The sequence below is a fragment of the Labedella gwakjiensis genome, assembly GCF_003014675.1.
Classification (GTDB): domain Bacteria; phylum Actinomycetota; class Actinomycetes; order Actinomycetales; family Microbacteriaceae; genus Labedella; species Labedella gwakjiensis.
The window spans coordinates 3,179,657-3,206,378 of record NZ_PYAU01000001.1 but is presented as its reverse complement, the minus strand read 5'-3'; the positions used below and the strand labels follow the sequence as shown (position 1 = coordinate 3,206,378).

General features: G+C 67.6%; 26 protein-coding genes and 1 tRNA gene. 14 read left to right on the top strand and 13 right to left on the bottom strand.

Translation table 11 applies throughout. The annotated features are described in order from the left end of the window. Window positions 1–33: 33 nt before the first annotated feature. A complete protein-coding gene (locus CLV49_RS15080) occupies window positions 34–852 on the bottom strand; it encodes a Nif3-like dinuclear metal center hexameric protein (RefSeq protein WP_106565146.1) in 819 nt (272 codons plus the stop codon). A gap of 80 nt (window positions 853–932) precedes the next feature. Here CLV49_RS15080 and CLV49_RS15075 point away from each other — a divergent pair, with 80 nt between their 5' ends. The 4 genes from CLV49_RS15075 (at window position 933) to CLV49_RS15060 (ending at window position 4,260) form a co-directional block, all read left to right on the top strand. Next, window positions 933–1,745 (top strand): thymidylate synthase, encoded by an 813-nt coding sequence (locus CLV49_RS15075; RefSeq protein ID WP_106564274.1) that lies wholly within the window; start codon window positions 933–935, stop codon window positions 1,743–1,745. A gap of 62 nt (window positions 1,746–1,807) precedes the next feature. Continuing rightward, entirely contained in the window at window positions 1,808–2,248 is a 441-nt protein-coding gene (locus CLV49_RS15070) for a dihydrofolate reductase (RefSeq protein WP_424978730.1), read from the top strand. Window positions 2,249–2,292: 44 nt separating this feature from the next. Continuing rightward, complete coding sequence (locus CLV49_RS15065) at window positions 2,293–3,618, top strand: MFS transporter (protein ID WP_106564272.1); 1,326 nt, start codon at window positions 2,293–2,295, stop codon at window positions 3,616–3,618. 60 nt (window positions 3,619–3,678) lie between these two features. Next, on the top strand, window positions 3,679–4,260 hold the full coding sequence (locus CLV49_RS15060) for a GIY-YIG nuclease family protein (RefSeq protein WP_243696540.1): 582 nt from the start codon (window positions 3,679–3,681) through the stop codon (window positions 4,258–4,260). Between the two features lie 18 nt (window positions 4,261–4,278). Here CLV49_RS15060 and CLV49_RS15055 read toward each other — a convergent pair whose 3' ends face one another. Continuing rightward, entirely contained in the window at window positions 4,279–5,184 is a 906-nt protein-coding gene (locus CLV49_RS15055; RefSeq protein WP_106564271.1) for a LysR family transcriptional regulator, read from the bottom strand. A gap of 72 nt (window positions 5,185–5,256) precedes the next feature. Between CLV49_RS15055 and CLV49_RS15050 the strand changes: the two genes are divergently transcribed. After that, window positions 5,257–6,210 (top strand): EamA family transporter, encoded by a 954-nt coding sequence (locus CLV49_RS15050; RefSeq protein ID WP_106564270.1) that lies wholly within the window; start codon window positions 5,257–5,259, stop codon window positions 6,208–6,210. 83 nt (window positions 6,211–6,293) lie between these two features. On the opposite strand, the gene CLV49_RS15045 is transcribed toward CLV49_RS15050, so the two are convergent. Together CLV49_RS15045 and CLV49_RS15040 are read right to left on the bottom strand one after the other, a co-directional pair. Then, window positions 6,294–6,366 (bottom strand) — tRNA-Val (locus CLV49_RS15045). Between the two features lie 98 nt (window positions 6,367–6,464). Next, window positions 6,465–6,938 (bottom strand): peroxiredoxin, encoded by a 474-nt coding sequence (locus CLV49_RS15040; RefSeq protein ID WP_106565144.1) that lies wholly within the window; start codon window positions 6,936–6,938, stop codon window positions 6,465–6,467. Between the two features lie 219 nt (window positions 6,939–7,157). On the opposite strand from CLV49_RS15040, the gene aceE reads away from it, so the two are divergent. The 6 genes from aceE (at window position 7,158) to CLV49_RS15010 (ending at window position 14,866) form a co-directional block, all read left to right on the top strand. Further along, window positions 7,158–9,884, top strand: a complete 2,727-nt coding sequence (aceE, locus tag CLV49_RS15035) for a pyruvate dehydrogenase (acetyl-transferring), homodimeric type (RefSeq protein WP_106564269.1) — start codon at window positions 7,158–7,160, stop codon at window positions 9,882–9,884. Between the two features lie 17 nt (window positions 9,885–9,901). Next, complete coding sequence (locus CLV49_RS15030) at window positions 9,902–11,101, top strand: PucR family transcriptional regulator (RefSeq protein WP_106564268.1); 1,200 nt, start codon at window positions 9,902–9,904, stop codon at window positions 11,099–11,101. Window positions 11,102–11,195: 94 nt separating this feature from the next. Next, window positions 11,196–12,110: an ACP S-malonyltransferase gene (locus CLV49_RS15025; RefSeq protein WP_106564267.1), complete on the top strand. Its 915-nt coding sequence runs from the start codon at window positions 11,196–11,198 to the stop codon at window positions 12,108–12,110. 14 nt (window positions 12,111–12,124) lie between these two features. Then, window positions 12,125–13,129: a beta-ketoacyl-ACP synthase III gene (locus tag CLV49_RS15020; protein WP_106564266.1), complete on the top strand. Its 1,005-nt coding sequence runs from the start codon at window positions 12,125–12,127 to the stop codon at window positions 13,127–13,129. 84 nt (window positions 13,130–13,213) lie between these two features. Next, a complete protein-coding gene (locus CLV49_RS15015; RefSeq protein WP_106564265.1) occupies window positions 13,214–13,462 on the top strand; it encodes an acyl carrier protein in 249 nt (82 codons plus the stop codon). Window positions 13,463–13,621: 159 nt separating this feature from the next. Then, complete coding sequence (locus CLV49_RS15010; protein WP_106564264.1) at window positions 13,622–14,866, top strand: beta-ketoacyl-[acyl-carrier-protein] synthase family protein; 1,245 nt, start codon at window positions 13,622–13,624, stop codon at window positions 14,864–14,866. 145 nt (window positions 14,867–15,011) lie between these two features. Here the strand turns inward: CLV49_RS15010 and CLV49_RS15005 are convergent, their stop codons facing one another. Beyond that, entirely contained in the window at window positions 15,012–15,515 is a 504-nt protein-coding gene (locus tag CLV49_RS15005) for a DUF3145 domain-containing protein (RefSeq protein ID WP_166426843.1), read from the bottom strand. Between the two features lie 285 nt (window positions 15,516–15,800). Here CLV49_RS15005 and CLV49_RS15000 point away from each other — a divergent pair, with 285 nt between their 5' ends. The 3 genes from CLV49_RS15000 to CLV49_RS14990 are packed head-to-tail and all read left to right on the top strand — an operon-like array spanning window position 15,801 to window position 18,120. Beyond that, window positions 15,801–16,643 carry an amino acid ABC transporter substrate-binding protein gene (locus tag CLV49_RS15000; RefSeq protein WP_106564262.1) on the top strand — a complete coding sequence of 281 codons (843 nt, stop codon included), beginning with the start codon at window positions 15,801–15,803 and terminating at the stop codon, window positions 16,641–16,643. Between the two features lie 30 nt (window positions 16,644–16,673). Further along, on the top strand, window positions 16,674–17,330 hold the full coding sequence (locus CLV49_RS14995; RefSeq protein ID WP_106564261.1) for an amino acid ABC transporter permease: 657 nt from the start codon (window positions 16,674–16,676) through the stop codon (window positions 17,328–17,330). After that, entirely contained in the window at window positions 17,320–18,120 is an 801-nt protein-coding gene (locus CLV49_RS14990) for an amino acid ABC transporter ATP-binding protein (protein WP_106564260.1), read from the top strand. The genes CLV49_RS14995 and CLV49_RS14990 overlap by 11 nt, the downstream gene beginning before the upstream one ends. Before the next feature lie 37 nt (window positions 18,121–18,157). Here the strand turns inward: CLV49_RS14990 and dnaE are convergent, their stop codons facing one another. The 8 genes from dnaE to ftsZ form a co-directional block, all read right to left on the bottom strand. Further along, window positions 18,158–21,679: a DNA polymerase III subunit alpha gene (gene dnaE / locus CLV49_RS14985; protein WP_106564259.1), complete on the bottom strand. Its 3,522-nt coding sequence runs from the start codon at window positions 21,677–21,679 to the stop codon at window positions 18,158–18,160. Window positions 21,680–21,727: 48 nt separating this feature from the next. After that, on the bottom strand, window positions 21,728–22,651 hold the full coding sequence (locus CLV49_RS14980; RefSeq protein WP_243696541.1) for an RluA family pseudouridine synthase: 924 nt from the start codon (window positions 22,649–22,651) through the stop codon (window positions 21,728–21,730). Between the two features lies 1 nt (window position 22,652). Then, complete coding sequence (lspA, locus tag CLV49_RS14975; protein WP_166426844.1) at window positions 22,653–23,285, bottom strand: signal peptidase II; 633 nt, start codon at window positions 23,283–23,285, stop codon at window positions 22,653–22,655. A 10-nt stretch (window positions 23,286–23,295) separates the two neighbouring features. Further along, the gene (locus CLV49_RS14970; RefSeq protein ID WP_106564257.1) at window positions 23,296–23,907 is read right to left on the bottom strand and encodes a DivIVA domain-containing protein; all 612 of its coding nucleotides are present in this window, start codon (window positions 23,905–23,907) and stop codon (window positions 23,296–23,298) included. A 125-nt stretch (window positions 23,908–24,032) separates the two neighbouring features. Beyond that, window positions 24,033–24,332 carry a YggT family protein gene (locus tag CLV49_RS14965; RefSeq protein WP_243696542.1) on the bottom strand — a complete coding sequence of 100 codons (300 nt, stop codon included), beginning with the start codon at window positions 24,330–24,332 and terminating at the stop codon, window positions 24,033–24,035. A 6-nt stretch (window positions 24,333–24,338) separates the two neighbouring features. Then, complete coding sequence (locus CLV49_RS14960; protein ID WP_106564256.1) at window positions 24,339–24,821, bottom strand: cell division protein SepF; 483 nt, start codon at window positions 24,819–24,821, stop codon at window positions 24,339–24,341. A 36-nt stretch (window positions 24,822–24,857) separates the two neighbouring features. Further along, window positions 24,858–25,532, bottom strand: coding sequence for a YggS family pyridoxal phosphate-dependent enzyme (locus CLV49_RS14955; RefSeq protein WP_106564255.1), 675 nt, complete (start codon window positions 25,530–25,532; stop codon window positions 24,858–24,860). Window positions 25,533–25,535: 3 nt separating this feature from the next. Beyond that, window positions 25,536–26,720 (bottom strand): cell division protein FtsZ, encoded by a 1,185-nt coding sequence (gene ftsZ, locus CLV49_RS14950; RefSeq protein ID WP_106564254.1) that lies wholly within the window; start codon window positions 26,718–26,720, stop codon window positions 25,536–25,538. Between the last annotated feature and the right edge of the window lie 2 nt (window positions 26,721–26,722).

The window sequence follows — 26,722 nt, the reverse complement described above, 5'->3', positions numbered from 1 at the left end:
TGATTCTCACTTCGGGATAGGGGTGCGCGAGCGCTACTGCGTGACGACGAAGTCCCACGGATCGGTCCGCAGATCGCTCACGCGCACGTCGAGTTCGGGGAGTTCAGCACGTAGCTGCCGAGCGCCGGCCTCGAGCCAGAGCCACTCGCTCGCCCAGTGCGACGTATCGAGAAGCGCCGGACCCGCTCCGAGCAGTGCACGGTCGCGTGCATCGGACGCCGGGTGGTGGCGCAGGTCGCTCGTGATGTAGACATCGGCGGCGAGGACCGAGGGGTGATCGAGGAGCGAATCGCCCGCGCCGGCGCAGAGCGCCACGGTGGATACGGGGGCGTCGTAGTGCCCGGCCGCGCGGATGCCGCCAGCAGTGGCGGGGAGGATCTGCGACAGCGACGCGGCGAGCGCGCCGAGGGTCGTCGGGGAAGGCAGTCGTCCGATCCGCCCGATTCCCGCCTCTCCCGTCGCGTCGGGCTCAAGGGGGCGGACGTCTGTGAGGCGAAGCAGGGACGCGAGCACTCCGGAGGTCCCCTCGGCCACGACGTCCGCGTTGGTATGGGCCGAGAGAAGGGCGCATCGGGCGCGGACGAGACGCGTGACGAGAGAGCCTTTCACCGTGTCGCCGGCGAGGCTCGTGACGCCGCGCAGGAGCAGCGGATGATGCGCCACGATGAGGTCGGTGCTCTCCTCGACGGCCTCGTCGACGGTGTCACCGACGACGTCCACCACGAAGGCGACGCGGGAGATTTCGTCGTCCGGGTGGCCGCAGACGAGTCCGGTCTCGTCCCACGACGACGCGCCGGCCGCCGGCCAGAGCCGCTCGACCGCCTGCAGGACCTCTCTCACCGCGTACGACACGAGCAACACCCTACGTGATCCGCGAAACCGCGGCGGTGTCGTCCGCACCGACGACGGCCCCCGGCGGTACCATCGAGGGGATGAACGAGACGCCGATCGCCACCCCGTACGAAGACCTGTTGAGGGACGTGCTCGAGAACGGCACGCCGAAGTCCGATCGCACGGGCACGGGGACGCGGAGCGTCTTCGGTCGGCAGATCCGGTTCGACCTCGCTGAGGGCTTCCCCCTCATCACGACGAAGCGCGTGCACTTCCGCTCGATCGCGTACGAACTCCTCTGGTTCCTGCGCGGCGATGGGAACATCACCTGGCTCACCGACCACGGCGTGACGATCTGGGACGAGTGGGCCGACGACGCCGGCGAGCTCGGGCCGGTCTACGGCGTCCAGTGGCGATCGTGGCCGACACCCGACGGCGGACACATCGACCAGCTCGCTCAGATCATCGACACGATCCGCCGGGACCCCGATTCGCGCCGCCTCATCGTGTCGGCATGGAACGTCGCAGACGTCCCGAACATGGCGCTCGCTCCGTGTCATGCCCTCTTCCAGTTCTACGTGGCCGACGGCAGACTGTCGTGCCAGCTGTACCAGCGCAGCGCAGACATGTTCCTCGGCGTGCCCTTCAACATCGCGAGCTACGCGTTGCTCACCCACCTCGTGGCGGCGCAGACGGGTCTCGAGGTCGGCGAATTCATCTGGACCGGCGGCGATTGCCACATCTACGACAACCACGTCGACCAGGTGATGGAGCAGCTCTCGCGCGACCCCTTCCCGCTCCCCACCCTGCGCATCACGGGTGAGCACGCGGACATCTCGGACTACACGTTCGAGGACCTCGTCGTGGAGGGGTACGAGCACCACCCCGCCATCCGTGCGGCCGTCGCCGTCTGATCGGCGTGCTCGGTCTCGTGTGGGCACAGGCCCACGGCGGCGTCATCGGCCGCGACGGCGGAATGCCGTGGCACGTCCCCGAGGATCTCGCTCACTTCAAAGCCGTGACGCTGGGCTCCACGGTGATCATGGGCAGGCGCACGTGGGAGTCGTTCCCCGAACGGTTCCGCCCGCTGCCCGGGCGCCGCAACATCGTCCTCACGCGGGACGACGCGTGGGAATCGGACGGCGCGGAGCGGGCGCGCTCCCTGGACGAGGCGTTGACTCTCGCCGGCGATGAGGACGTGTGGGTGATCGGAGGGGGTTCCCTCTACGCCGAGGCGATCGGGCGAGCAGATGTGATCGAGCTCACGGAACTGGACCTCGTGGTCCCGGGCGACACGCTCGCGCCGGCGATCGACGGGACCTGGGTCGAGGCGTCGCGCACCCCGACCGATGGCTGGACGGTCTCACGGACGGGAGTACCGTTCCGGTTCCGCCGTCTCGAGCACGAACCTCACTGATCTCCACCACCGGCGGCGAGCGCCCGAGAGCGGCATAGACTCCTCTGGTGCCATCAGCTCCTCCTCCGTCCCCGAGGCGCGGACATCTGATCGACATCTCCCCGCTCCGTGAGAGCCCCGCGTTCGCGCGGCTGTGGGCGGGAAGCGCGATCGCCGGTATCGGCGGCCAGATGACGATCGTCGCGGTGGGTCTCCACATCTACGAACTCACCGGATCGACGTTCGCCGTCGCGATGGTGGGAACGCTCGCGCTCGTGCCGATGATCGCCGCGGGGCTCTACGGCGGCATGCTGGCCGATGCGTTCGATCGCCGGCGGCTGGCACTCGCCTCGTCGACCGTCGCATGGCTCTCGACGATCGGCCTCGTCCTCGTCGCGTGGAGCGGATTCGAGCAGGTGTGGCCGTTCTATCTGCTCACGACGGTGACCTCGGTGGCAGCGACCATCACGGGAACCGCGCGACAGGCGATCGTGCCGAGGCTCGTGCCGCGTGAACTCCTCCCGGCCGCATCGGCCCTCGGCGGCGTGAGCATGGGCGTGATGGTGACGGTGGGTCCGGCGCTCGCCGGTGTGCTCGTCGCCGCGGTGGGCTTCGGGTGGACGTATGCGATCGACGTCATCCTCTTCACTGCCGCTTTCCTCGGCATCGTGACCCTCCCGGCCATCCGCCCAGAGGGCGAGACGAGCAGACCGGGCCTCGAGTCGGTGAAGACCGGTCTGCGGTTCTTGAAGGGCGCCCCGAACGTCCGCATGTCGTTCATCGTCGACATCATCGCGATGACGTTCGGTCGCCCGCACGCGCTCTTCCCCGCCGTCGGTGCTCTCGTGATCGGCGGGGGCGCCGTGACCGTTGGCGTCCTGACGGCGGCGAGCGCCGTCGGCACCCTGGTATGCAGCCTGTTCTCGGGTCGGATCGGTCTCGTCCGGAAGCACGGCGTCGCGATCGGTTGGGCCATCGGCGTGTACGGCGCGTTCGTGGCCGGCTTCGGAGCGGTCCTCGCCGTCCTCGTGCTCACCGGATCGTCCCGGTCCGACCCGGACATCGCCGGCGCCGATCTCGTCGCACTCGGGATCGCAGCCCTCATGATGGCGGGGACGGGTGCAGCAGACAACGTGAGTTCGATCTTCCGCAACACGATCCTCCAGACAGCCGTGCCCGACAACATGCGGGGTCGTCTCCAGGGGATCTTCACGGTCGTCGTGACGGGCGGGCCGCGGGTCGGCGACTTCTACGTCGGTGTGCTGGCCCTCATCGTCGCCGTCTGGGTCCCACCTCTCCTCGGTGGGTTCCTCATCATCGCGCTCATCGCATTGTGCCTTCGGCTTGCCCCGAGCTTCCGCCACTACGACGCAGACGCCCCGACTCCCTGAGCCCACCGCTTCGAGCCTGACGCGCCGCCCAGGCGCTTGCGCGGACAGCGTCCGATGGTCATGATCGAACATGTGTTCGAACCCCTCGCGACGTGCGTCGCACCCTCCGGCTCGGGAGTCAGCTGCGGCCTGCCGTCCATCGGAGCGCCCGTCCCCCTCTGTGCGGGACACGTCGACGCCGTCTCCGAATGGATCGAGACCGAGACGGGCCGGACGGATCTGCTTCCCGCACCCTGCCGGGTCTGCGGGTCACGTCTCGGTGCGCGGTACCCGTCAGGGTGGGTCTGCGCCGTCTGCGAGTGGCGCGTCGGCGAGGTCCTCGACGGCGAACTGCCGCCGCCACGGATCGACGTCGTCTACTACATCCGCTTCGACGGCCGCATCAAGATCGGGACCACGGCGAATCCGCGACAGCGCCTTCAGCGACTCTGGCACGACGACGTCCTCGCCTTCGAGCGCGGCGACCGTCTCGTGGAGCGGAGACGGCACGAGCAGTTCGCCGCTCTCCGACAGGGTCGATCGGAGTGGTTCTCCCCAGCCCCTCCGCTCGACCGGCACATCGCCGGCATCGCCGCCGGTGTCGACGACCCGTGGGCGCGCTACACGCGCTGGGTCAGCGAGGCCCTCGCACTCCGCGGGTGACGGCCCGTTCCGGGAGCGTCACTCCCGCTCCGTGATGAGCACCGCGAGCTCACGGCGGACGGAGGCGAGTGCCGGGTTCTCCGCTGTCGAGCGACGCCACACTGCGGAGACCTCACGGAAGGGCGTCGTGTCCTGGACGGGAACGGGGACGACGCCGTCGGGAAGGGACGGCCGCCCGAGACGCGGGAGAAGCGCCACGGAGATCCCCGCGTCGACCATCGCGATGTGGGACGTGTAGTCGGCGTCGTAGTAGGCGATGTCCGCGTGATGACCGGCCCCGGCGAGCAGCTGGCAGAGCCCCTGGTGACAGATGGTGCCGGCGAGCGTGCTCACCCACGTCTCCTCTCCGAGTTCGGCGGGCGTCACGGCGGCGCGGTCGGCGAAGCGGTGATCCGCGGGCACGAGGACGTCGACGCGGTCGTCGAACAGACGCTCGGTCGCGAGCGATGGCGGCACATCGAGGGTCACCGTGTTCCAGTTGTGCACGAGCCCCATGTCCGCGCGACCCCGCTCGAGCACCTCGAGCACGTCCCACGGATCCATCTCCGTGGTCGTGACGCGCAGAGCCGGAGCCATGCGTCGCAGTCGGGCGATGAGCGGCGCGACGAGGCCTCGGTTCGCCGTGGAGAACGAGGCGATGCGGAACGTCCCGGTGAGGGGCGCGTCTGGCGCGTGCGCGATGCTCTCGAGAGCTTCCAGATCGCCGAGGAGCGCGACGCCGCGGTCCGCGACCAGGCGACCGTGTTCGGTGAGGAGGACGCGGCGCCCTACCCTCTCGAGCAGCGCCGAGCCGGTCTGGCGTTCCAGTCGTTTGATCTGCTGGGACACCGCCGACGGCGTGAAGTCGAGGCTCGCGGCCGCCGACGCGACCGTTCCGAGGTCGCGAACGGCGATCAGGGAGCGCAAGGACGTGAGATCGATCATGTACGAACGCTACCGGTTTTTGGGTTCTAAGCATCGCTGGATTTGCACGATTCGCGCTGAGAGGCTGGCATCATGACCCCACGCCACACCGCGCTCGCTCTTCTCGTCGTCGTGCTCTGGGGATTCAACTTCGTGGTCATCGACGAGGGTCTCGACGGCGTTCCCCCTCTGCTCTTCCTCGCGCTCCGCTTCGTCGTCGTGGCGATCCCGGCGATCTTCCTCGTCCCGCGGCCGAAGGCGCCATGGACCACCGTCGTGCTCGTCGGGCTGTTCCTGAGCCTCGGCCAGTTCTCCCTCCTCTACCTCTCCCTGGCGGCCGGGATGCCGCCTGGTCTCGCGTCGCTGCTCCTGCAGGTGCAGGTGGTCTTCACCCTCGTCCTCGCGAGCGCGACACTGCGGGAGAAGCCGCGTCGGATGCAGATCGTCGGCGTCGTCGTCGGGATGGTCGGACTGGGGGTCGTGATCTCCGGGCAGGCGACGGTCGTGCCGCTCCTCGCCCTCCTGCTCATCCTCGCCGCCGCCCTGTCCTGGGCGACCGGAAACGTCATCACCCGACACGCCAAGGTCTCGTCCGGACTGTCCCTGGTGGTGTGGTCCGCTCTCGTCGTCCCCCTCCCGAGCTTCGGCCTCTCACTCCTCGTCGACGGACCCGTCGCGGTCGGCGATGCCCTCTCGCACCTGTCGCTCACGGCCATCCTCAGCACCGTCTACACCGCGGTCGCCGCGTCCCTCGTGGGCTACGGCATCTGGAACTCCCTCATGGCCCGCTACCCCGCCGGCCGTGTGGCCCCGTTCACCCTCCTCGTGCCCGTCATCGGCATCGCGGCGGCCTGGATCGTGCAGCACGAACAGCCGAGCGTGACGGACCTCGTCGGCGGCGCCGTGATGCTCGTCGGGCTCGCCGCCGCGGTCATCGTGCTCGACGGAAGGCGTCGGGGGCCGGGAGCCGCCGACGGGCTCGGCGCACCGCTCGACCTGCCGGTCCCGGCTGCACGAGAGGACCGCGTGACCGCTCCGTCGCCCTGATGAACCGGGCATGGCGCCGTGATTCTGCTCATCGGGGACCGTCGACAGGGGACGGTGCACTCGAGCATCGACAGGATGATGAGTGGGCCCTACCGGGCTCGAACCGATGACATCCACGGTGTAAACGTGGCGCTCTACCAACTGAGCTAAAGGCCCCTCACGCCCGGAGGCGCGCGTCGATCCTATCGCGACGGACGACCGCCCCTGAATCCCGTCGACACGCCACGTAGAGCCAGACCGAACGGGACACCCGATCAGACGGGGATGCGGCGCATCTCGTCGAGGGCCGTGCGGTATGCAGCGATGTCGCGCGCCTCGCCCGGCGCGGTGATGAAGCTCGCGCGGATGATGCCGTCGACGTCGATGAGGAACGTCGCCCGATTCGCCTGACCGCGCTCCGGGAGGAACACGCCGTACTCCTTGGCGACCTGACCGTGCGGCCAGAAGTCGGCGAGGAGGCGGAACGGGAACTTCTCCTTCTCCCCCCACGCGCGGAGTGAGAAGGTCGAGTCGACGGAGATCGCCAGGAGTTCGACGCCGGCATCCGCGAACATCGCGAGGTTCTCGCTCAGGGCGCACATCTCGTTCGTGCAGATTCCCGAGAATGCGAGAGGAACGAAGACCACGGCGACGGGCTTCTTCCCGCGGAACGACGAGAGACGGACGGATTCGCCGTACTGGTCGAGGAGCTCGAAGTCAGGTGCCCTCGTGTCGTTCTCGAGTGCCATGAACCTCTTCTTCCGGTAGCGCCCGCCGGTCGGCGAGCGGACGCCCGTGGACCCGGTGAGCAATCCTAACCCCGTTGGCGCGGCATGGTACGTGACGCGCGAGCATGCGCTGATGGGTAGGCTGGATGGGATGGGCGCGCCCCCACGATAAGGGCGGCGCCGTACGGCGGGATCCCCCGCTCAACCCGGCACGATCTGCCACACACAGAAAGGTCGACGGTGACTGTTCACGATCAGGACCCGTACTCGGTAGGCCACAGCGATTCCGATCCGGAAGAGACGGCCGAATGGCAGGAGTCGCTCGCAGCGCTCGTCGAGGCCCGCGGCAGCGGACGCGCTCGCGAGATCATGCTGAGCCTGCTGAAGCAGTCGAAGGAGCTCCACCTCGGTGTTCCGATGGTGCCCACCACCGACTACATCAACACCATCGCCCCCGAGAACGAGGCGGAGTTCCCCGGCAACGAGGAGCTCGAGCGCAAGTACCGCGCCTGGATCCGTTGGAACGCGGCGATCACGGTGCACCGTGCGCAGCGGCCAGGGATCGGTGTCGGCGGACACATCTCCACGTACGCGTCCTCCGCGGCGCTCTACGAGGTGGGCTTCAACCACTTCTTCCGCGGCCAGGACCACGCAGGCGGTGGAGACCAGATCTTCATCCAGGGCCACGCCTCCCCCGGTACCTATGCTCGCGCCTACCTCGAGGGCCGTCTCTCGACGGACCAGCTCGACGGCTTCCGACAGGAGAAGTCGCACCAGGCCGGAGGACTCTCGTCCTACCCGCACCCGCGACTCATGCCGTCGTTCTGGCAGTTCCCCACCGTGTCGATGGGCCTCGGGCCGATCAACGCCATCTACCAGGCGCACGCCAACAAGTACCTCACCAACCGCGGCATCAAGGACGCGTCGGACCAGCAGGTCTGGGCGTTCCTCGGTGACGGCGAGATGGACGAGGTCGAGAGCCGTGGTCAGCTCCAGGTGGCGGCGAACGAAGGCCTCGACAACCTCAACTTCGTCATCAACTGCAACCTGCAGCGTCTCGACGGCCCGGTCCGCGGAAACGGCAAGATCATCCAGGAGCTCGAGAGCTTCTTCCGCGGGGCCGGCTGGAACGTCATCAAGGTCGTGTGGGGCCGCGAGTGGGACGACCTGCTCTCCCGCGACACCGAGGGCGCGCTCCTCAACATCATGAACCAGACGCCCGACGGCGACTACCAGACTTACAAGGCCGAGAGCGGCGCGTTCATCCGCGAGCACTTCTTCGGGAAGGACGAGCGCGCTCTCAAGCTCGTCGAGGACTACTCGGACGACCAGATCTGGAACCTCAAGCGCGGCGGACACGACTACCGCAAGGTGTACGCGGCCTTCAAGGCTGCGGCCGAGCACAAGGGCCAGCCCACGGTCATCCTGGCGAAGACGGTCAAGGGCTACGGCCTCGGCCCGAGCTTCGAGGGACGCAACGCGACCCACCAGATGAAGAAGATGACGCTCGACAACCTCAAGACCTTCCGCGACGCGATGCACATTCCCATCACGGACGAGAAGCTCGAGGAGAACCCGTACCTGCCGCCGTACTTCCACCCGGGAGAGGACGACGAGGCGATCCAGTACCTGCACGAGCGCCGCCGCGCGCTCGGCGGCTACCTGCCGGAGCGCCGCAGCAAGTACACGCAGCTCAACCTGCCGGACGACTCCGCGTACGCCATCAGCAAGAAGGGCTCTGGCACGCAGGAGATCGCCACCACCATGGCGTTCGTCCGGCTGCTCAAGGACCTGCTGCGATCGAAGGACTTCGGTCACCGCATCGTCCCGATCATCCCCGACGAGGCGCGCACGTTCGGAATGGACGCGTTCTTCCCGTCCGCGAAGATCTACAACCCGAACGGCCAGCACTACACCTCGGTCGACCGCGAGCTCCTCCTGGCGTACAAGGAGAGCCCTCAGGGGCAGATCGTGCACGTCGGAATCAACGAGGCCGGCGCACTCGCGGCGTTCACGAACATCGGAACGACGTACTCCACGCAGGGTGAGGCCCTCATCCCGGTGTACGTCTTCTACTCGATGTTCGGCTTCCAGCGCACAGGCGACGCCCTGTGGGCGGCCGGCGACCAGATGGCGCGCGGTTTCGTCATCGGTGCGACCGCCGGGCGCACGACTCTCACGGGCGAAGGCCTCCAGCACGCCGACGGGCACTCGCCACTCCTCGCGTCGACGAACCCGGCCGTCGTGAGCTACGACCCGGCCTACGGCTACGAGATCGGGCACATCGTGCGCGCCGGCCTCGAGCGCATGTACGGCGGGGACCACTCCGATCCGAACGTCATGTACTACCTCACGGTGTACAACGAGCCGATCGTGCAGCCGGCCGAGCCGGAGAACGTGGACGTCGACGGCATCGTCCGCGGAATCCACAAGGTGAAGACGTCGGAGCAGGACGGTCCGAAGGCGCAGATCTTCGCGTCGGGCGTCTCCGTGCCGTGGGCCATCGAGGCCCAGCACCTCCTCGCGGAGGACTGGGGCGTGTCGGCCGACGTCTGGTCGGTCACCTCGTGGTCGGAGCTGCGCCGAGACGGCCTCGCGGCCGACGAGCACAACTTCCTCTACCCGGACGACGAGAAGCGGGTTCCGTACCTGCAGACCAAGCTCGAGGGCGCGGAAGGCCCCGTCGTCGCCGTCACGGACTACATGCACGCGGTCGCCGACCAGGTGCGTCAGTTCGTTCCGAACGACTTCGCGACCCTGGGTGCCGACGGCTTCGGCTTCTCCGACACCCGCGCGGCCGCTCGTCGCTTCTTCAAGATCGACGGCCCGTCCGTCGTCGTGAAGGTGCTCGAGCGTCTCGTGGCCCAGGGTGTCGTGGACGCTTCCCTGCCGTCGCAGGCGATCGACCGCTACAACCTCCACGACGTCACGGCTGGCACCACCGGCAACGCCGGCGGCGAGTCCTGACGAAGAACACCCCATCCGTGGCCAGGACCAAACCGGAGACCCTCGCGTGGCTGCGCAGGATCTCGGGTGAACTCGCGACGGTGACACTCGGTCGCCTCGAGGACACCCTGCCCTGGTACGCGGACATGCCGCCTGGGCGACGATCGGCCGTTGGCCTCGTCGCCCAGGCGGGCATCAGCTCCTTCATCGCGTGGTACGACGACCCGCGGGCCACACCGTGGATCGCTGCGGACGTCTTCGGAGCAGCGCCGCGCGAGTTGCTTCGCTCCGTGAGCCTCCAGCAGACACTGCAGCTGATCCGTGTGACCGTCGAGGTCGTCGAAGAGCGGGTCGCCGGTCGTGGCGAAGACCTGCGAGAGGCGATCCTGCTCTACTCTCGCGAGATCGCCTTCGCGGCCGCCGACGTCTATGCGCGTGCTGCGGAAGCGCGCGGGCTGTGGGACGCGCGGCTCGAGGCGCTCGTCGTCGACTCGATCCTCACCGGCGAGACCGACGACGAACTCCCGAGCAGGATCGCAGCCCTCGGGTGGCACGGCCATGGTGAGGTCGCCGTGCTCGTGGGAACGACGCCGCCGTCCCTCGATGTCGATCAGCTCAGACGGACGGCGCGCCACATGCTCGCCGACGTCCTCATCGGCGTCCAGGGCAAGCGCCTCGTCCTCGTCATCGGGCGAGCCGAACCCCGATCGGAAGAGGGCGACGAGGGCTCGAATCCACAACCGCTGTCGTTCCTCGAGATCGCGTCGGGCCTCGAGCCCGGCTTCGGGCCGGGGCACCTCGTACTCGGACACGAGGTCGCCAGCCTCGTCGACGCGTCCCGTAGCGCGCGGGCGGCACTCGCCGGTTTCGCCGTCGCGCGGTCGTGGCGCCACGCACCGCGTCCCGTGTCGGCGGACGACCTCCTCCCGGAGCGGGCGCTCGCGGGGGATCCTCTGGCCCGGACGACGCTCGTCGAACGCATCTACCGTCCCCTCATGGCCCACTCCCCCGAACTCGCCACCACGCTGTGGAGCTATCTCGACAGCGGCCGGTCGCTCGAGGCGACGGCTCGAGAGCTCTTCGTGCATCCGAACACCGTCCGCTATCGGCTCAAACGCGTATCCGACGTGATCGGCTGGGACGCTACCGGCGCGCGCGAGTCGCTCATCCTGCAGTCTGCGCTCATTCTCGGTTCCATCTCTGAGCAGGAGACGCGTCCACCCCGGAGAGCCCGGTGACCGGCGGCGGTTTGTGCGCCATCACCAACGCTTGTTCCGAATGTTCGTGGCATGTCGACAGCCCGGCGTCCCGAACCCTTGGCAGACTGTTCAGGTGATCATCCTCGCGTGCCCTGGTCAGGGCTCACAGACTCCCGGATTCCTCAGCCCCTGGCTCGACCTCGACGGTGTGCCAGAACTCCTCGCGGGCTTCTCCGATGCCGCGGGGATCGACATCGTCCAGCATGGCACCGTCTCCGACGCCGACACGATCCGTGACACGGCGATCGCCCAGCCCCTCATCGTGGCGGCCGGACTCGTGGCGGCACACGCGCTGTCGGCTCGGGGTGTCATGGCCGGAATCGGCGGCGTCGCCGGCCACTCCGTCGGCGAATTCACCGCGGCAGCCGTCTCGGGTGTCGTCGACGACGAGACCGCTCTGCGTCTCGTGCGGGTGCGCGCCCTCGCCATGGCGCACGCGGCCTCCGTCGAGTCGACGGGCATGAGCGCCGTTCTCGGCGGGGATCCGGCGGAGGTCGTCGCCGCGGCCGAATCCGCCGGTCTCTCCGCCGCCAACTACAACGGTGGAGGCCAGATCGTGGTCGCCGGACGGAGGGACGACCTCGCGACCTTCGCGTCGGCACCCCCCACGGGCACGCGGGTCATCGCCTTGCAGGTCGCCGGAGCATTCCACACCCGCTTCATGGAGGACGCACGTGCGGAACTCGCCTCCGCCGTCGCCGGTGCGGAGGCGCACGACCCCACCCTTCCCCTCTGGACGAACAACGACGGTTCCCGCGTCGAGCACGGCACGCGATTCCTCGACCTCCTCGTGACCCAGGTCGCCTCCCCCGTCCGCTGGGACGCCTGCATGAACGCATTCGCCGACGCCGGAGCCACGGGGCTCATCGAGGTCGCCCCGGCCGGAGCCCTCACCGGACTCGCCCGACGCGGCCTCAAGGGCCTCCCGACCGTCGCCATCAAGACGCCCGACGACCTCCAGGCCGCCGCGGATCTCGTCGCCGCCTGAGCAGAAGGAACACCATGACACGCCCAGAACTCCGTCAGTCGACGGGGCCCCGCTACACCCGTATCCTCGCCCTCGGTGCCGCCCGCGGTGACCGGATCGTGCCGAACGACGACCTCATCGAGCCCATCAACTCCTCGGACGAGTGGATCAGGCAGCGCACGGGGATCATCACACGGACCCGAGCCTCCGAGGGAGTCTCTGCCGTCGACCTCGCCACGACCGCGGCGAAGGAAGCCATCGAGCGCTCGGGAGTCGACCCGGCAGAGATCGACGTCGTCCTCGTGGCCACGATCAGCAACATCATGCAGTCGCCATCGATCTCGGCCGTCGTCGCCGATCGCGTCGGAGCGAACCCTGCGGCGGCGTACGACCTCAACGCCGCGTGTGCCGGCTACGCCTACGCGGTCGCTCAGGCCGACGCCCTCATCCGCGCGGGCAGCGCACGCAACGCGCTCGTGATCGGCGCCGAGAAGCTCTCCGACATCGTCGACCCGACGGACCGGAGCATCTCGTTCCTCCTCGGCGACGGCGCTGGCGCCGCAGTCATCGGCCCGAGCGACTACCCCGGCATCTCGGGAACGGTCTGGGGATCCGACGGCTCGAAGGCCGACGCCGTGAGCATGAACGGCACCCTCGTCGACTTCCGCGATGGGAAGGCCGTCTGGCCGACCCTCCGGCAGGAGGGCCAGACCGTCTTCCGATGGGCCGTCTGGGAGATGGCGAAGGTCGCTCAGCAGGCCATCGACGAGGCCGGCATCACGGCGGACGACCTCGCCGCGTTCATCCCCCACCAGGCGAACATGCGCATCATCGATGAGTTCGCGAAGCAGCTGAAGCTCCCCGAGCATGTCGCGATCGCTCGCGACATCGCGACGACCGGCAACACCTCCGCTGCGTCCATCCCGCTCGCGACGCACCGACTGCTCGAGGAGAACCCCGAGCTGAGCGGCGGACTCGCCCTCCAGATCGGCTTCGGAGCCGGCCTCGTCTTCGGCGCACAGGTCGTCGTCCTCCCCTAGATCCCCGGCCCGGTCGAATGACGGTCGGGCCACCTCCCCCATAGACTGTTTCGCGGTCATACGACACTCAAGGAGAAACCCACCATGGCACTGTCCACCGAAGAAGTCCTCGCCGGCCTGGCCGAGCTCGTCAACGACGAGACCGGTATCGCCACCGACACCGTCGAGCTGGACAAGTCGTTCACCGACGACCTGGACATCGACTCCATCTCGATGATGACGATCGTCGTCAACGCCGAGGAGAAGTTCGACGTGAAGATCCCGGACGAGGAAGTCAAGAACCTCAAGACGGTCGGAGACGCCGTCGACTTCATCGTCAAGGCGCAGGGCTGATCGGGACCTTCCGTCCCGCATCACCCCGCTGACGTCAGCGCAGGGAGACCGGGGCGTCGATCGGTCCGACCGATCGACGCCCCGTCCATCCCTCGACGTGGCGGAGCGCATCCCGCCGCCACCCGGCGCTCGGGCAGTGATCCAGAAAGAGTTCTCGACATGACCACCAAGAGAATCGTCATCACCGGCATCGGCGCCACGTCGCCCCTCGGAGGCACGGCCACGGAGTCGTGGACCAACCTCCTCGCAGGAGCATCAGGCGCTCGGAGCCTCGAACAGCCATGGGTCGAGGAGCTCTCCCTCCCCATCACCTTCGCCGCGCAGGCCGCCGTGCCCGCGGCAGACATCCTGCAGCGCCAGGAGACGAAGCGGCTCGACCCCTCCAGCCAGTTCGCCCTCATCGCCGCCCGTGAGGCGTGGGCAGACGCCGGAGACGTCGGAGTGGACCCCGAGAGACTCCTCGTCGATTGGGCCACCGGCATCGGCGGCGTCTGGACGCTTCTCGACGCGTGGGACACCCTCCGCGAGCGCGGCCCGCGGCGCGTCCTCCCGATGACCGTCCCCATGCTCATGCCCAACGGCCCGGCAGCGGCCATCGGCATGGATCTGGGTGCACGCGGCGGTGAGCGGACGGTCGTCTCGGCGTGTGCATCGAGCACGGAGTCGATCGCGAACGCATACGACCACCTTCAGGCCGGTCTTGCCGACGTCGTCGTCGCGGGCGGCTCCGAGGCAGCGATCCACCCGCTGCCGATCGCCTCGTTCGCCGCGATGCAGGCTCTCTCGAAGCGCAACGACGACCCGTCGACGGCCTCCCGGCCGTACGACGTCACGCGTGACGGGTTCGTCCTCGGAGAAGGCGCTGCGGCACTCGTCGTCGAGACTCTCGAGCACGCCCAGGCCCGTGGTGCCCGCATCTACGCCGAGCTGCTCGGTGGAGCCGTGACGAGCGACGCGTACCACATCACCGCCCCAGACCCCGAGGGCTCGGCGGCGGCGCGCGCCATGCGAGCAGCTGTCGAGAACAGCGGGTACGGCCTGGACCAGGTGGCCCACATCAACGCACACGCCACCTCCACTCCGGTCGGCGACATCGCGGAGTACAACGCGCTCAAGCGCGTCTTCGGGGATCGTCTCGGCGAGATCCCGGTGACGGCCACCAAGGCGTCGACCGGTCACCTCCTCGGCGGTGCCGGCGCGATCGAGGCGCTCTTCGTCGTGAAGACGCTGCACGAGGCGCTCATCCCGCCGACGATCAACCTGAACGAGCCCGATCCGGAGATTCCGCTCGATGTCGTCACGGAACCCCGCGCACTGGGTGACGGTGAGCACATCGCGATCAGCAACTCGTTCGGCTTCGGCGGCCACAACGCCGTTGCCGCGTTCCGCACCTTCGCCGGCTGACCCGGACGCGGAGAACCCCCGGTGGGAAGCCTTCCACCGGGGGTTCTCTCGTTTCTCGGTCGCACACCGTTTCGCCACTCATGTCGCCGGGAAGCCCTCCGACGACACGGTCCGCGCCAGGGCGACGACCGGGTCTCTGAGGTCGTCAGCCGACCTTGTGGAGCCAGATGACGGACGAGTCATCGCTCGCATGCCGGAAGGCCTCGAGCTCGTCGTCCCACGCCTGGCCGAGCGCGACACGGAGTTCGCGCTGCAGTTCGACGGAGTCCGCACCGGCGACCTCCATCGCGTAACGGATGCGGTCCTCGGCGATGACGACGTTGCCGGCGCTGTCGGTCTGCGCGTAGAAGATTCCGAGATCGGGCGTGTGGAGCCAACGACCGCCGTCCGCGCCGGGGCCCGGATCCTCCGTGACCTCGAAGCGCAAGTGCTCCCAGCCACGCAGAGAGGACGCGATGGCAGCGCCCATACCCTGCTGGCCATCCCAGTAGAACTCGGCCCTCTGAGAGCCTGCGAGGACCGGCTGATCGGTCCACGAGAAGTTCACCGCACGACCGAGAGCGCGACCGGCTGCCCACTCGACATGTGGGCAGAGCGCGCGCGGTGACGAGTGGATGAAGATCATCCCTCGTGCAGCTGGTGCCACCATTTCATCCTCCATCATCCTGGTACGTCTTCCCCTACGACCAAGACGGATGAGCGGTGCTGTTCTCTTGATGCCGTGGCCTACACGAGACCACCGACATCGTTGATTATGCCGCAGGTTGCTGGGGAATACCAGCGGTGTCATTCGATGTTCACATGAGAGCGCCGCTCGATCACCCGGGTCGGCGATCCACCGGTCATCGACCGTCATACGATGTCGCGACCGCTCCGGTCGTGTCCTACAGTTTCCATCTGCGAAACCCTCCGACCGTCACCCAGCAAGGAACCCATGTCGTCCCTCACCTCCTCCCCCGCCGCCCGCACCGTCATCGCCGCGATCGCGGTCATCGGTGCGCTCAGCGTGTCCGCGTGCTCGTCATCCGGAGCGAACCCGGGTTCGTCGGCGTCCGCCGAGGCCGACGGGCGGACCCTCGCCGAGGTTCAGGACGCCGGCGTCCTCGTCGTCGGCACAGAGGGTACGTACCGGCCGTTCTCTTTCCACGAGGACGGCTCCGGCGACCTCACGGGCTACGACATCGAGATCATCACCGCCGTCGCGGACGAGCTCGGTGTCGACGTCGAGTTCCAGGAGACCCAGTGGGACGGCATCTTCGGAGGCCTCGACGCTGGCCGCTTCGACGTGATCGCGAACCAGGTGTCGATCAACGAGGAGCGCCTCGCCGACTACGACTTCAGCACGCCGTACACGATCTCCCCCGGCGTCCTCGTCGTCGCGGAGGACAACACCGATATCACCTCCCTGGAAGACCTGTCGGGGAAGTCATCGGCGCAGTCGCTCACGAGCAACTGGTACGAGGTCGCGACGGGCTACGGCGCGAATGTCGAGGCCGTCGAAGGCTGGGCGCAGGCCGTCGAGCTCCTACGTCAGGGTCGCGTCGACGCGACCGTCAACGACGAGCTGACGTTCCTCGACTACGAACAGACCGAAGGCGGCGACACCGGGCTCAAGCTCGTCGACGAGACCGACGACGCATCCGAGAACGCGTTCGCGTTCCGTAAGGGCAGCGACGACCTCGTCGACGCGGTCGACGATGCTCTCGAGGAATTGCGATCGAACGGTACGCTGGCCGAGATCTCGGAGAAGTACTTCGGGCAGGACGTCAGCCAGTAGGACGTCGCACGGTAGGCCGGAGACGGGCACATGGACTGGGACCTCATCCTGTCATCGGCCGGACCACTCGCGGTCGGCGCGGTCACCGGGACGATCCCACTCGCGCTGGCCTCGTTCGCGATCGGTATCGTCATCGCCCTGCTCGCCGCACTCGCTCGGCTGTCCGGCCGTTGGTGGCTGTCGGGAGTGGCTCGGTTCTACATCTCGGTGATCCGCGGTACCCCCCTCATCGTCCAGCTCTACGTCATCTTCTTCGGGCTCCCGTCGATCGGCATCGTGATCGATCCGTGGCCGAGCGCGATCATCACGCTCTCTCTCAATGTGGGCGGGTACGCCGCAGAGGTCATCCGTGCCGCGATCCTCTCCATCCCTCGCGGCCAATGGGAGGCGGCGTACACGATCGGCATGCCACGCTGGCTCGCGCTGCGCCGCATCATCCTGCCGCAGGCCGCCCGCGTCTCGGTGCCACCGCTGTCGAACACGTTCATCAGTCTCGTGAAGGACACGGCTCTCTGCTCGCTCATCCTCGTCACCGAGATGTTCCGTGTGGCGCAGCAGATCGCGGCCTTCTCCAACGAATTCCTCCTCCTGTACATCGAGGCCGCCGTGTTCTACTGGCTCATCTGCCTCGTCCTCTCCGCTGGACAGGACCGGCTCGAACGGAGGCTCGAACGTCATGTCGCCTGATCCCACCGACCCTCCGTCCACCTCGTCGCCGATCGTGCCCGTCCTCGAGGCCAGAGGGCTGTCGAAGTCGTTCGCCGAGAACACCGTCCTGAGGTCCGTCGACCTCGATCTCCTGCCGGGGCGTGTGGTCTGCCTCATCGGGCCCTCGGGATCCGGGAAGACGACCGTCCTCCGCTCGCTCAACGGTCTCGAGACCCCGGACGGCGGAACGATAAGCGCGGCTGGCGCAGGTCTCGAGATCGACTTCTCCCGCCCCGTCACGAACGCCTCACGCAACCGGCTGCGTGACCTCTCCGCGATGGTCTTCCAGCAGCACAACCTGTTCCCGCATCTGACCGTTCTCGAGAACGTCACGGAGGGGCCGCTGCGCGTCCAGAAGCGCCCTCGTGCCGAGGTGCTCGACGAGGCCCATGCCCTCTTGTCACGCGTCGGCCTCGCCGAGAAGAGCGGAGCCTTCCCCGCTGAGCTGTCGGGTGGTCAGCAGCAGAGGGTCGGGATCGTGCGAGCGCTCGCTCTGCGTCCGCAGCTCCTGCTCTTCGACGAGCCCACCTCGGCTCTCGACCCCGAGCTCGTCGGGGAGGTCCTCTCCGTCATGAAGGGACTCGCCGACGAGGGCTGGACGATGGTCGTCGTCACCCACGAGTTGGCCTTCGCCCGCGACGTCGCGGACGAGGTGCTCTTCCTCGACGGCGGGGTCGTCCTCGAGCGCGGCGCGCCCTCCGAGATCTTCACCGCTCCGACGGAGGAACGGACGCGCCGCTTCCTCGAACGCCTCATGCGGCCGTTCTAGAACGGCCTCCGGCGCCGGTCGTGGTGCGAGCCCCCGCTCAGTTCAGGCAGTTGGGCCCGAGGAGCGATTTCAGCTCCCCGTAGAGGTCCGCCGTCACGGACACGGGGTACGGAACCTCGAAGAGACGAGCGGCATCGCCCTTGATGAGTTTCAGCCTCACCTCCGTGTCACCGCGGTGCCTGGCCAAGATCGTGCCGAGCTCGGTGATCGTCTCCGTCGTGGCCCGGAAGTCCGGCACGCTGAGGCTGAGAGGGCCGGACGCGTCGGCCTGCCCCAGATCGGGCGACATGAGGCTGTACGCGTGGAGGTTCATTCCGTCGTCGCGCATGCTCACCCGGCCGCGGACCACCACGATCGAGTCTCCGACGAGGGCCGGCGCGAACTCCTGGTACGCCTTACCCATGAACATGACCGAGATGTCGCCGGTGAAGTCCTCGACGGTGATGATCCCGTACTGATTGCCCGAGGCCTTCGCCACCCGGTGCTGCACGCTCGTCACGAGACCCGCGATCGTCACCTGGTCCCCGTCCTCGGTGCTCTCTGAGGACGTCAGATCGGTGATGGTCGTGGAGTAGTGCTTCGCGAGTTGCGCTTCGAGACCCGCGAGAGGGTGATCCGACACGTAGAGCCCGAGCATCTCCCTCTCGAACGCGAGCTTGTCCCGCTTCGACCACTCCGGCCTCTCCGGCACATGGGACTCCGGCGCGACACCGGCCTCCTCGAAGAGCGAATCGAAGTCGAAGCCGATGTTGCCGTTCTCCTCGTCTCGCTTGATCTTGACCGCCGACTCGACGGCGGACTCGTGGACCTCGACGAGGGCCCGGCGCGTCGCGCCGAGAGTGTCGAACGCGCCGGCCTTGACGAGCGATTCGATCGTGCGCTTGTTCGCCACCGGGAGGGGCACCTTGCGCAGGAAGTCGTGGAACGACTCGAATCGCCCCTTCTCGTCACGCGCACGGCGGATGCCGTCGACGACGTTGGTTCCCACGTTGCGGACGGCACCGAGACCGAACCGGATGTCCTCTCCGACGGCGGCGAAGAACCCGATCGACTCGTTGACGTCCGGCGCGAGCACCTTGATGCCCATCCGGCGACACTCGTTGAGGTACATCGCCATCTTGTCCTTCGAGTCACCCACCGACGTGAGGAGGGCGGCCATGTACTCGGCCCGGTAGTGGGCCTTGAGATAGGCCGTCCAATAGCTCAGGACGCCGTAGGCGGCCGAGTGCGCTTTGTTGAAGGCGTAGTCGGAGAACGGCAGCAGGATGTCCCACAGCATCTTCACGGCCTCGTCGCCGTATCCGTTTGCGTGCATTCCGCCCGAGAAGCCCTCGAACTGCTTGTCCAGCTCGGACTTCTTCTTCTTGCCCATGGCGCGACGGAGGATATCAGCCTGACCGAGCGAGAAGCCGGCGACCTTCTGAGCGATCGCCATCACCTGCTCCTGGTAGATGATGAGGCCGTAGGAGGTCGACAGGATCTCCTCGAGCGGCTCGGCGAGCTGCGGATGGATGGGGGTGATCGGCTGCTGGCCGTTCTTCCGCAGGGCGTAGTTGATGTGCGAGTTGGCGCCCATGGGGCCGGGGCGGTACAGCGCGATGACCGCGGAGATGTCCTCGAAGTTGTCGGGCTTCATGAGCCGCAGCAGGGACCGCATCGGGCCACCGTCGAGCTGGAACACGCCCAGGGTGTCGCCGCGTGCCAGGAGCGCGTAGGCCTCGGGATCGTCGAGCTCCAGGTCCTCGAGGACGGGCCGGAACCCGCGGTTGCTCTCGATGTTGTCGAGGGCGTCGTCGATGATCGTGAGGTTGCGAAGCCCCAGGAAGTCCATCTTGATGAGGCCGAGCGACTCGCATGCCGGGTAGTCGAACTGCGTGACGATCTGGCCGTCCTGCTCCCGCTTCATGATCGGGATGATGTCGATGAGCGGATCCGACGACATGATGACGCCGGCGGCGTGGACACCCCACTGGCGTTTCAGGTTCTCGAGACCGAGGGCGGTGTCGAAGACGGTCTTCGCCTCGGCGTCGGTCTCGACGACAGCGCGGATGTCCGCGGCCTCCTTGTAGCGCGGGTGGTCCTTGTCGAAGATGCCCGTGAGCGGGATGTCCTTGCCCATGACCGCCGGCGGCATCGCCTTCGTGAGCTTCTCACCCATGCCGAACGGGAACCCCAGCACGCGTGACGAGTCCTTGAGGGCCTGCTTCGCCTTGATCGTTCCGTAGGTGACGATCTGGGCCACGCGCGCGTCGCCGTACTTCTCGGTGACGTACTTGATGACCTCGCCACGACGACGCTCGTCGAAGTCGACGTCGAAGTCGGGCATCGAGACGCGGTCGGGGTTGAGGAAGCGCTCGAAGATCAGACCGTGACGGAGCGGGTCGAGGTCGGTGATCCTCATGGCGTAGGCGGCCATGGAACCTGCACCGGAGCCGCGGCCGGGCCCCACCCGGATGCCGTTGTTCTTCGACCAGTTGATGAAGTCCGCGACGACGAGGAAGTAGCCGGGGAATCCCATCTGCGTGATGACGCCGACCTCGTAGTCGGCCTGCGCGCGGACCTCGCTCGGCACACCGTTCGGGTACCGCACGTCGAGGCCGCGGTCGACCTCCTTCACGAACCAGGACTCCTCGGTCTCGCCCTCGGGCACGGGGAAGCGCGGCATGTAGTTGGCGCTCGTGTTGAACTTCACGTCGCAGCGTTCGGCGATCGCGAGCGTGTTGTCGCACGCCTCGGGGTGGTCGCGGAAGATCTGCCGCATCTCGGCCGCCGACTTGAGGTAGAACTCGTCCGCGTCGAACTTGAAGCGGTTGGGGTCGTCGAGCGTCGAACCCGACTGGACGCAGAGGAGTGCGGCGTGCGACGTGGCGTCGTGAGCGTGCGTGTAGTGGAGGTCGTTCGTGGCCACGAGCGGGAGGGAGAGGTCTTTGGCGAGCCGGAGCAGATCCGTCATGATGCGGCGCTCGATGCCGAGGCCGTGGTCCATGATCTCGCAGAAGAAGTTCTCCGCACCGAAGATGTCGCGGAAGTCGGCTGCCGCCTGCACCGCGGCGTCGTACTGCCCGAGACGCAGTCGCGTCTGGACCTCCCCACTCGGGCACCCGGTGGTGGCGATGAGCCCGGAGGAGTAGGTCGACAGCAGCTCGCGATCCATGCGGGGCTTGAAGTAGTAGCCTTCGATCGACGCCTTCGAGGACAGTCTGAAGAGGTTGTGCATCCCCTCCGTCGACTGCGCCAGGAGGGTCATGTGCGTGTAGGAGCCGGCACCGGAGACGTCGTCGCCGCCGCCGTCGCCCCAGCGCACGCGCGTACGGTCCGACCGGTGCGTTCCCGGCGTGAGGTAGGCCTCCGTGCCGATGATGGGCTTGATGCCGGCGTCCGTCGCCGTCTTCCAGAAGTCGAACGCCCCGAAGACGTTGCCGTGGTCGGTGATCGCCACGGCCGGCATGCCCTCGCCGACGGCCGCCTCGATGAGTGGTTTCACGCGTGCAGCCCCATCGAGCATCGAGTACTCACTGTGCACGTGGAGATGGACGAAGGAGTCAGATGTCCGAGTCATGTGGTCTGTCGAACCCGTCGCTGGAGGAGGAACTGGTGTGTCTTCAGGCTAATCGGAACCGACGACATCGAGGGCGTGCTGCAGGTCAACCGGGTACGACGACGCGAACTCGACCGGCTCGCGGGTGCCGGGGTGCACGAAGCCGAGCCTGACGGCGTGCAGCCACTGACGGGTGAGGCCGAGGCGCTCCGAGATGGTCGGGTCTGCCCCGTACAGCGGATCCCCGACGCACGGGTGCCGCTGAGCCGCCATATGCACACGGATCTGGTGCGTGCGACCGGTCTCGAGGTGGATCTCGAGAAGGGTCGCGGCGCGCCACGCCTCGAGGGTCTCGTAGTGGGTCACCGACGGCTTCCCGCCGGCCGTCACGGCGAACTTCCAGTCGGACTTGGGGTGGCGGCCGATGGGCGCGTCGATGGTTCCGGCGAACGGATCGGGATGCCCCTGCACGAGGGCGTGATAGACCTTGTCGACCTCACGGTCGTGGAACGCACGCTTGAGTTCGGTGTAGGCGCGCTCCGACTTCGCGACGACCATGAGTCCGCTGGTCCCCACGTCGAGCCGGTGCACGACACCGGCGCGCTCGGCGGCACCCGAGGTCGAGATGCGGAAGCCGGCCGCAGCGAGTGCACCGAGCACCGTGGGACCGTTCCATCCCACCGACGGATGCGCCGCGACGCCCGCCGGCTTGTCCACCACGACGATGTCGTCGTCGTCGTGGACGATCCCGAGGTCGTCGACCGCGATGGGAACGATGACGGCCTCCGCGCGCGGCTGCCACTCCACCTCGAGCCACGCACCGGCACTCAACCGGTCCGACTTCCCGGAGAGGCGCCCATCGACGGTCACTCCCCCGGCCTCGATGATCTCCGCAGCGAAACTGCGTGAGAATCCGAGCATCTTCGCGAGCGCCGCGTCGACCCTGGTTCCTTCGAGACCGTCGGGGACGAAGAGGGATCGTGATTCGCTCACGTCAGTCCGCCACGTTGCGCTCGGTGCGCGGGTCGCCATCGGCCGTTCCCGGCTCGGTCGTCGCTTCGGAGGCGACGGAGTCTCCCCCGCCCGTCTCTTCCTCGCCCGTGTCATCCCTTGTGCGTGCGCGCGTGCCGTCGATTCCGACGCCCAGGATCGTGAGCAGGATGAAGATGCCCATGCTCACGACGATGCAGATGTCGGCGATGTTGTAGACGGCCGGCAGCATCCACGGGGTGGAGATGAAGTCGACGACGTGTCCGAGACCGAAGGAGGGTTCGCGGAAGAGACGGTCGGCCAGATTGCCGAGGACGCCTCCGAGGAGGAGCCCGAAGACGAGCGCCCACAGCCGCGACCTGATCTTGCGGGCAAGGACGATGATCGTGATGCTGACCGCCGCGGCGAGGATCGAGAAGATCCACGTTGCTCCCTCGGCGAACGAGAAGGCGGCACCGGGGTTGCGGACGAAGTAGAAGACGAGGAACTCGCCGAGGACCGGGACGCGCTCACCCTCGACCATCGACGAGACGATGAGGAACTTGGCGAGCTGGTCGAGCGCCAACGCCGACACAGCCACGGCGATCAGGACGAGAATCGTCCTGGCCGTGGCTGTGTCGGTCGATCGAGTGGTCAAGCTCTGTGCGTCAGTGATTGTCGCCCACGGCGGCGGCGATGCCGCCGGTGGACGCAGCCGTGCCACTGTCGAGGTCGCGCAGGTGGCTCTCGATGTAGCTGCGGAGCTGCTGACGGTACTCGCGCTCGAACACGCGCAGCTCGTCGATCTCCTTCTCGAGGACCGAGCGCCGCTCGTCGAGCTTCGCGAGCTCCTCGCGCTGCTTCGCCTCGGCCTCGGCCACGACGCGCGCGGCGGTCGCATTGCCCTCGGCGATCAGCTGGTCGCGCTTCTCTGCGCCCTCGCGGACGTGCTCGTCGTGCAGACGACGCGCCAGTACGAGGAGGCTGTTCGAGCTCTCCGACTCGTCCGCGACCGGAGCGGCCTGGACAGGAGCGGCCGCAACGGGCTCGGGAACCGGAGCGGCAACGGGCTCGGGTGCGGAGGTCTCCTCAGCGGCCGGAGCCGGAGCGGACCCGCCGGAGGACAGACGCTCCTGCAGCTCCTCGTTCTCCTTGATGAGGCGGCGCAGTTCGACGACGACCTCATCGAGGAAGTCGTCGACCTCGTCCTGGTCGTAGCCCTCGCGGAACTTGGTCTGCTGGAACTGCTTGTTGACGACGTCTTCGGGCGTAAGCGCCATGGCGTACCACCTTCACTTGTTTCGATCGGAATGACCTTGCAACGGTAGCAAACCCTGAGGGTCGGCGGAGCCGCATTGGAGTCGCGGTGGCGCGACCTGGTCAAGAATACAGCCGGATGAGCCGATCAGCGGATGAAACCGACCAGAATCATGGCCACGAGAACACACAGCATCGTGAGGGTCCAGCCGAAGTCGAGCGCTGCTCGACCCACGCGAACCGGTGGAACCACACGGCGGAAGAAACGGATGGGAGGGTCCGTGAGGTAGTACACGGCCTCGGCAGCGACGAGACCGACGCCGGAGGGGCGCCAGGCGCGGTTGAACGTCCTGACCAGGTCGAGGATGAACCTCGCCCACATCGCAAGCAGATAGATCAGCAGGGCCGCGTAGAGGATGTTCCCGATGACGGGGATGATCGAGCCCACCCCGACTCAGCGCTGGGCGAAGAAGGTGGCTTCGGTCTCCACGGCCTGCGCGTCCTGCTCTCCGGAGATGGAGACGTGGGACGGCGAGAGCAGGAAGACCTTGTTGGTCACACGCTCGATCTTGCCGTAGAGCCCCTGCGACAGACCGCTCGCGAAGTCGATCAGGCGACGTGCATCGGCATCGCTCATCTGGGACAGGTTGATGATGACGGGGACGCCGTCTCGGAAGCTCTCAGCGATGACCTGGGCGTCCTTGTACTGCTTGGGGTGCACCGTGAGGATCTCGTTGAGCTCGGCGGGAGCGGGCTGCCGCACCGGGGCCGGAGCCTTCCGCAGCGGCGTAACCGGAGCCTTCACCTCGGACGCCTGGTGCTGCTGCTGGCGAGGAGCGTCGTTCACCGGCTTCTGCTCGTTGGCGGGCTCGTCGTAGTCGAGCTCCTCATCGGCGAGTCCGAGGTAGACCATCGTCTTCTTCAGCGGGTTGGACATCAGTACCTCCGTCGTGCGGTTGCTTCCTCTTCGAGGTTAGGGCGTGGCCGGGCGTTTGCCCGTGATTGCGGTACCGATTCGCAGGTGTGTCGCGCCCTCGAGGATGGCGTCCTCGAAGTCGCCGCTCATGCCTGCCGATATCGATGTGGCCGAAGGCTCGATGCGTCGGATGTCGTCGGAGACCGACCGGAGCCGCGCGAACGCCTCGCGCGGTTCGGCGCCGAGCGGTGCGACGGCCATCACGCCGAGGAGCGACAGTCCGTCCGTCGCGACGATGCGCTCCGCGAGGCGCTCCACATCCGCGAGAGGAGCGCCGCCACGGTGGTCGTCGACGCTCAGGGCGACCTGGACGAAGCATCCGACGGCGTGCTCTGCGCCCGCGAGTGCATCCACGACGGAGTCGCGATCCACCGAGTGGACGACGCGCGCGTATCGGGCGACGCGTTTGGCCTTCTTCGACTGCAGCTGACCGACGAAGTGCCAGGTGAGGCCGTCGAGAGCATCCAGCTCGGCCGCCTTGGCCTCCGCCTCCTGATGCCGGTTCTCTCCGACGTCCCTGACACCCGCGTCGTACAGCGCGGCCACGAGGCTCGCCGGATGGAACTTCGTGACGGCGATCATCGTGATCTCGTCAGGGCTCCGTCCAGCGCGAGCGGCCGCCCGGGAGATGTTCTCCCGGACGGCCGCGACGCGTGCATCGAGCTCGGACATCGCCTACTTGAGGAAGTCGGGGATGTCGAGCTCGTCCTCGTCGGAGAAGCCCGCATCGTGCGACGGTGCCGTGGCGTGCACACGCGCGTCTGAACTTGTCCACTCGGGCTCGCGCGGCTTCTCGGGCGTCTGCGCGACGGGCACGGGCGGCGCCGGCGGGACGTCGGGCTCTGCGGCCGTCATGACTCCACCGGTCGTCACGATCCCGGCAGTGGATCCCTCGAGTACCCGGGTGGGAGGCTCGCCGCCGTCGAACCCTGCGGCGATCACGGTGACGCGCACCTCGTCGCCGAGTGTGTCGTCGATGACAGCGCCGAAGATGATGTTGGCCTCCGGGTGCACGGCCTCCTGGACGAGGCGCGCTGCGTCGTTGATCTCGAAGATGCCGAGGTTCGACCCGCCCTGGATGGACAGGAGCACACCGTGGGCACCCTCGATGCTCGCCTCGAGGAGTGGAGAGGCCACGGCGAGTTCGGCCGCCTTGATGGCGCGGTCGGCGCCCCGCGACGATCCGATTCCCATGAGGGCCGATCCGGCACCCTGCATCACGGACTTCACGTCCGCGAAGTCGAGGTTGATGAGGCCTGGAGTCGTGATGAGGTCCGTGATGCCCTGAACACCCGCGAGGAGCACCTGGTCAGCCGTGGCGAACGCCTCGAGCATGCTGATGCCGCGGTCGCTGATCTCGAGGAGCCGGTCGTTCGGCACCACGATGAGGGTGTCGACCTCTTCCTTGAGACGGGCGACGCCCGCCTCGGCCTGTCCCTGGCGGCGCTTGCCCTCGAAGCCGAAGGGCTTCGTGACGACACCGATCGTGAGCGCGCCGATCGACTTCGCGATCCTGGCGACGACAGGCGCGCCACCGGTCCCGGTGCCACCGCCCTCTCCCGCCGTGACGAACACCATGTCGGCGCCCGCGAGGGCTTCCTCGATCTCCTCCGCGTGGTCTTCGGCGGCACGACGTCCGACCTCGGGGTCCGCGCCGGCCCCGAGGCCTCTCGTGAGGTCACGACCGACGTCGAGCTTCACGTCGGCATCGCTCATCAGGAGCGCCTGGGCGTCGGTATTGATCGCGATGAATTCGACTCCGCGGAGTCCGATCTCGATCATGCGGTTGACGGCGTTGACGCCGCCGCCGCCGATACCGACGACCTTGATCACTGCAAGGTAGTTCTGGTTTGTCGTCACGT

What these genes read in the sequence shown, in the direction of transcription:
- CLV49_RS14995 (WP_106564261.1), top strand. Translation starts at nt 16,674, where the DNA reads ATGGACTGGGACCTCATCCTGTCATCGGCCGGACCACTCGCGGTCGGC.
- CLV49_RS15000 (WP_106564262.1), top strand. Translation starts at nt 15,801, where the DNA reads ATGTCGTCCCTCACCTCCTCCCCCGCCGCCCGCACCGTCATCGCCGCG.
- CLV49_RS15070 (WP_424978730.1), top strand. Translation starts at nt 1,808, where the DNA reads ATGCCGTGGCACGTCCCCGAGGATCTCGCTCACTTCAAAGCCGTGACG.
- CLV49_RS14970 (WP_106564257.1), bottom strand. Translation starts at nt 23,907, where the DNA reads ATGGCGCTTACGCCCGAAGACGTCGTCAACAAGCAGTTCCAGCAGACC.
- CLV49_RS15050 (WP_106564270.1), top strand. Translation starts at nt 5,257, where the DNA reads ATGACCCCACGCCACACCGCGCTCGCTCTTCTCGTCGTCGTGCTCTGG.
- CLV49_RS15010 (WP_106564264.1), top strand. Translation starts at nt 13,622, where the DNA reads ATGACCACCAAGAGAATCGTCATCACCGGCATCGGCGCCACGTCGCCC.
- CLV49_RS15060 (WP_243696540.1), top strand. Translation starts at nt 3,679, where the DNA reads ATGATCGAACATGTGTTCGAACCCCTCGCGACGTGCGTCGCACCCTCC.
- CLV49_RS14990 (WP_106564260.1), top strand. Translation starts at nt 17,320, where the DNA reads ATGTCGCCTGATCCCACCGACCCTCCGTCCACCTCGTCGCCGATCGTG.
- CLV49_RS14955 (WP_106564255.1), bottom strand. Translation starts at nt 25,532, where the DNA reads ATGTCCGAGCTCGATGCACGCGTCGCGGCCGTCCGGGAGAACATCTCC.
- CLV49_RS15055 (WP_106564271.1), bottom strand. Translation starts at nt 5,184, where the DNA reads ATGATCGATCTCACGTCCTTGCGCTCCCTGATCGCCGTTCGCGACCTC.
- CLV49_RS15075 (WP_106564274.1), top strand. Translation starts at nt 933, where the DNA reads ATGAACGAGACGCCGATCGCCACCCCGTACGAAGACCTGTTGAGGGAC.
- dnaE (WP_106564259.1), bottom strand. Translation starts at nt 21,679, where the DNA reads ATGACTCGGACATCTGACTCCTTCGTCCATCTCCACGTGCACAGTGAG.
- CLV49_RS15005 (WP_166426843.1), bottom strand. Translation starts at nt 15,515, where the DNA reads ATGGTGGCACCAGCTGCACGAGGGATGATCTTCATCCACTCGTCACCG.
- CLV49_RS15020 (WP_106564266.1), top strand. Translation starts at nt 12,125, where the DNA reads ATGACACGCCCAGAACTCCGTCAGTCGACGGGGCCCCGCTACACCCGT.
- CLV49_RS15040 (WP_106565144.1), bottom strand. Translation starts at nt 6,938, where the DNA reads ATGGCACTCGAGAACGACACGAGGGCACCTGACTTCGAGCTCCTCGAC.
- CLV49_RS14960 (WP_106564256.1), bottom strand. Translation starts at nt 24,821, where the DNA reads ATGTCCAACCCGCTGAAGAAGACGATGGTCTACCTCGGACTCGCCGAT.
- CLV49_RS15015 (WP_106564265.1), top strand. Translation starts at nt 13,214, where the DNA reads ATGGCACTGTCCACCGAAGAAGTCCTCGCCGGCCTGGCCGAGCTCGTC.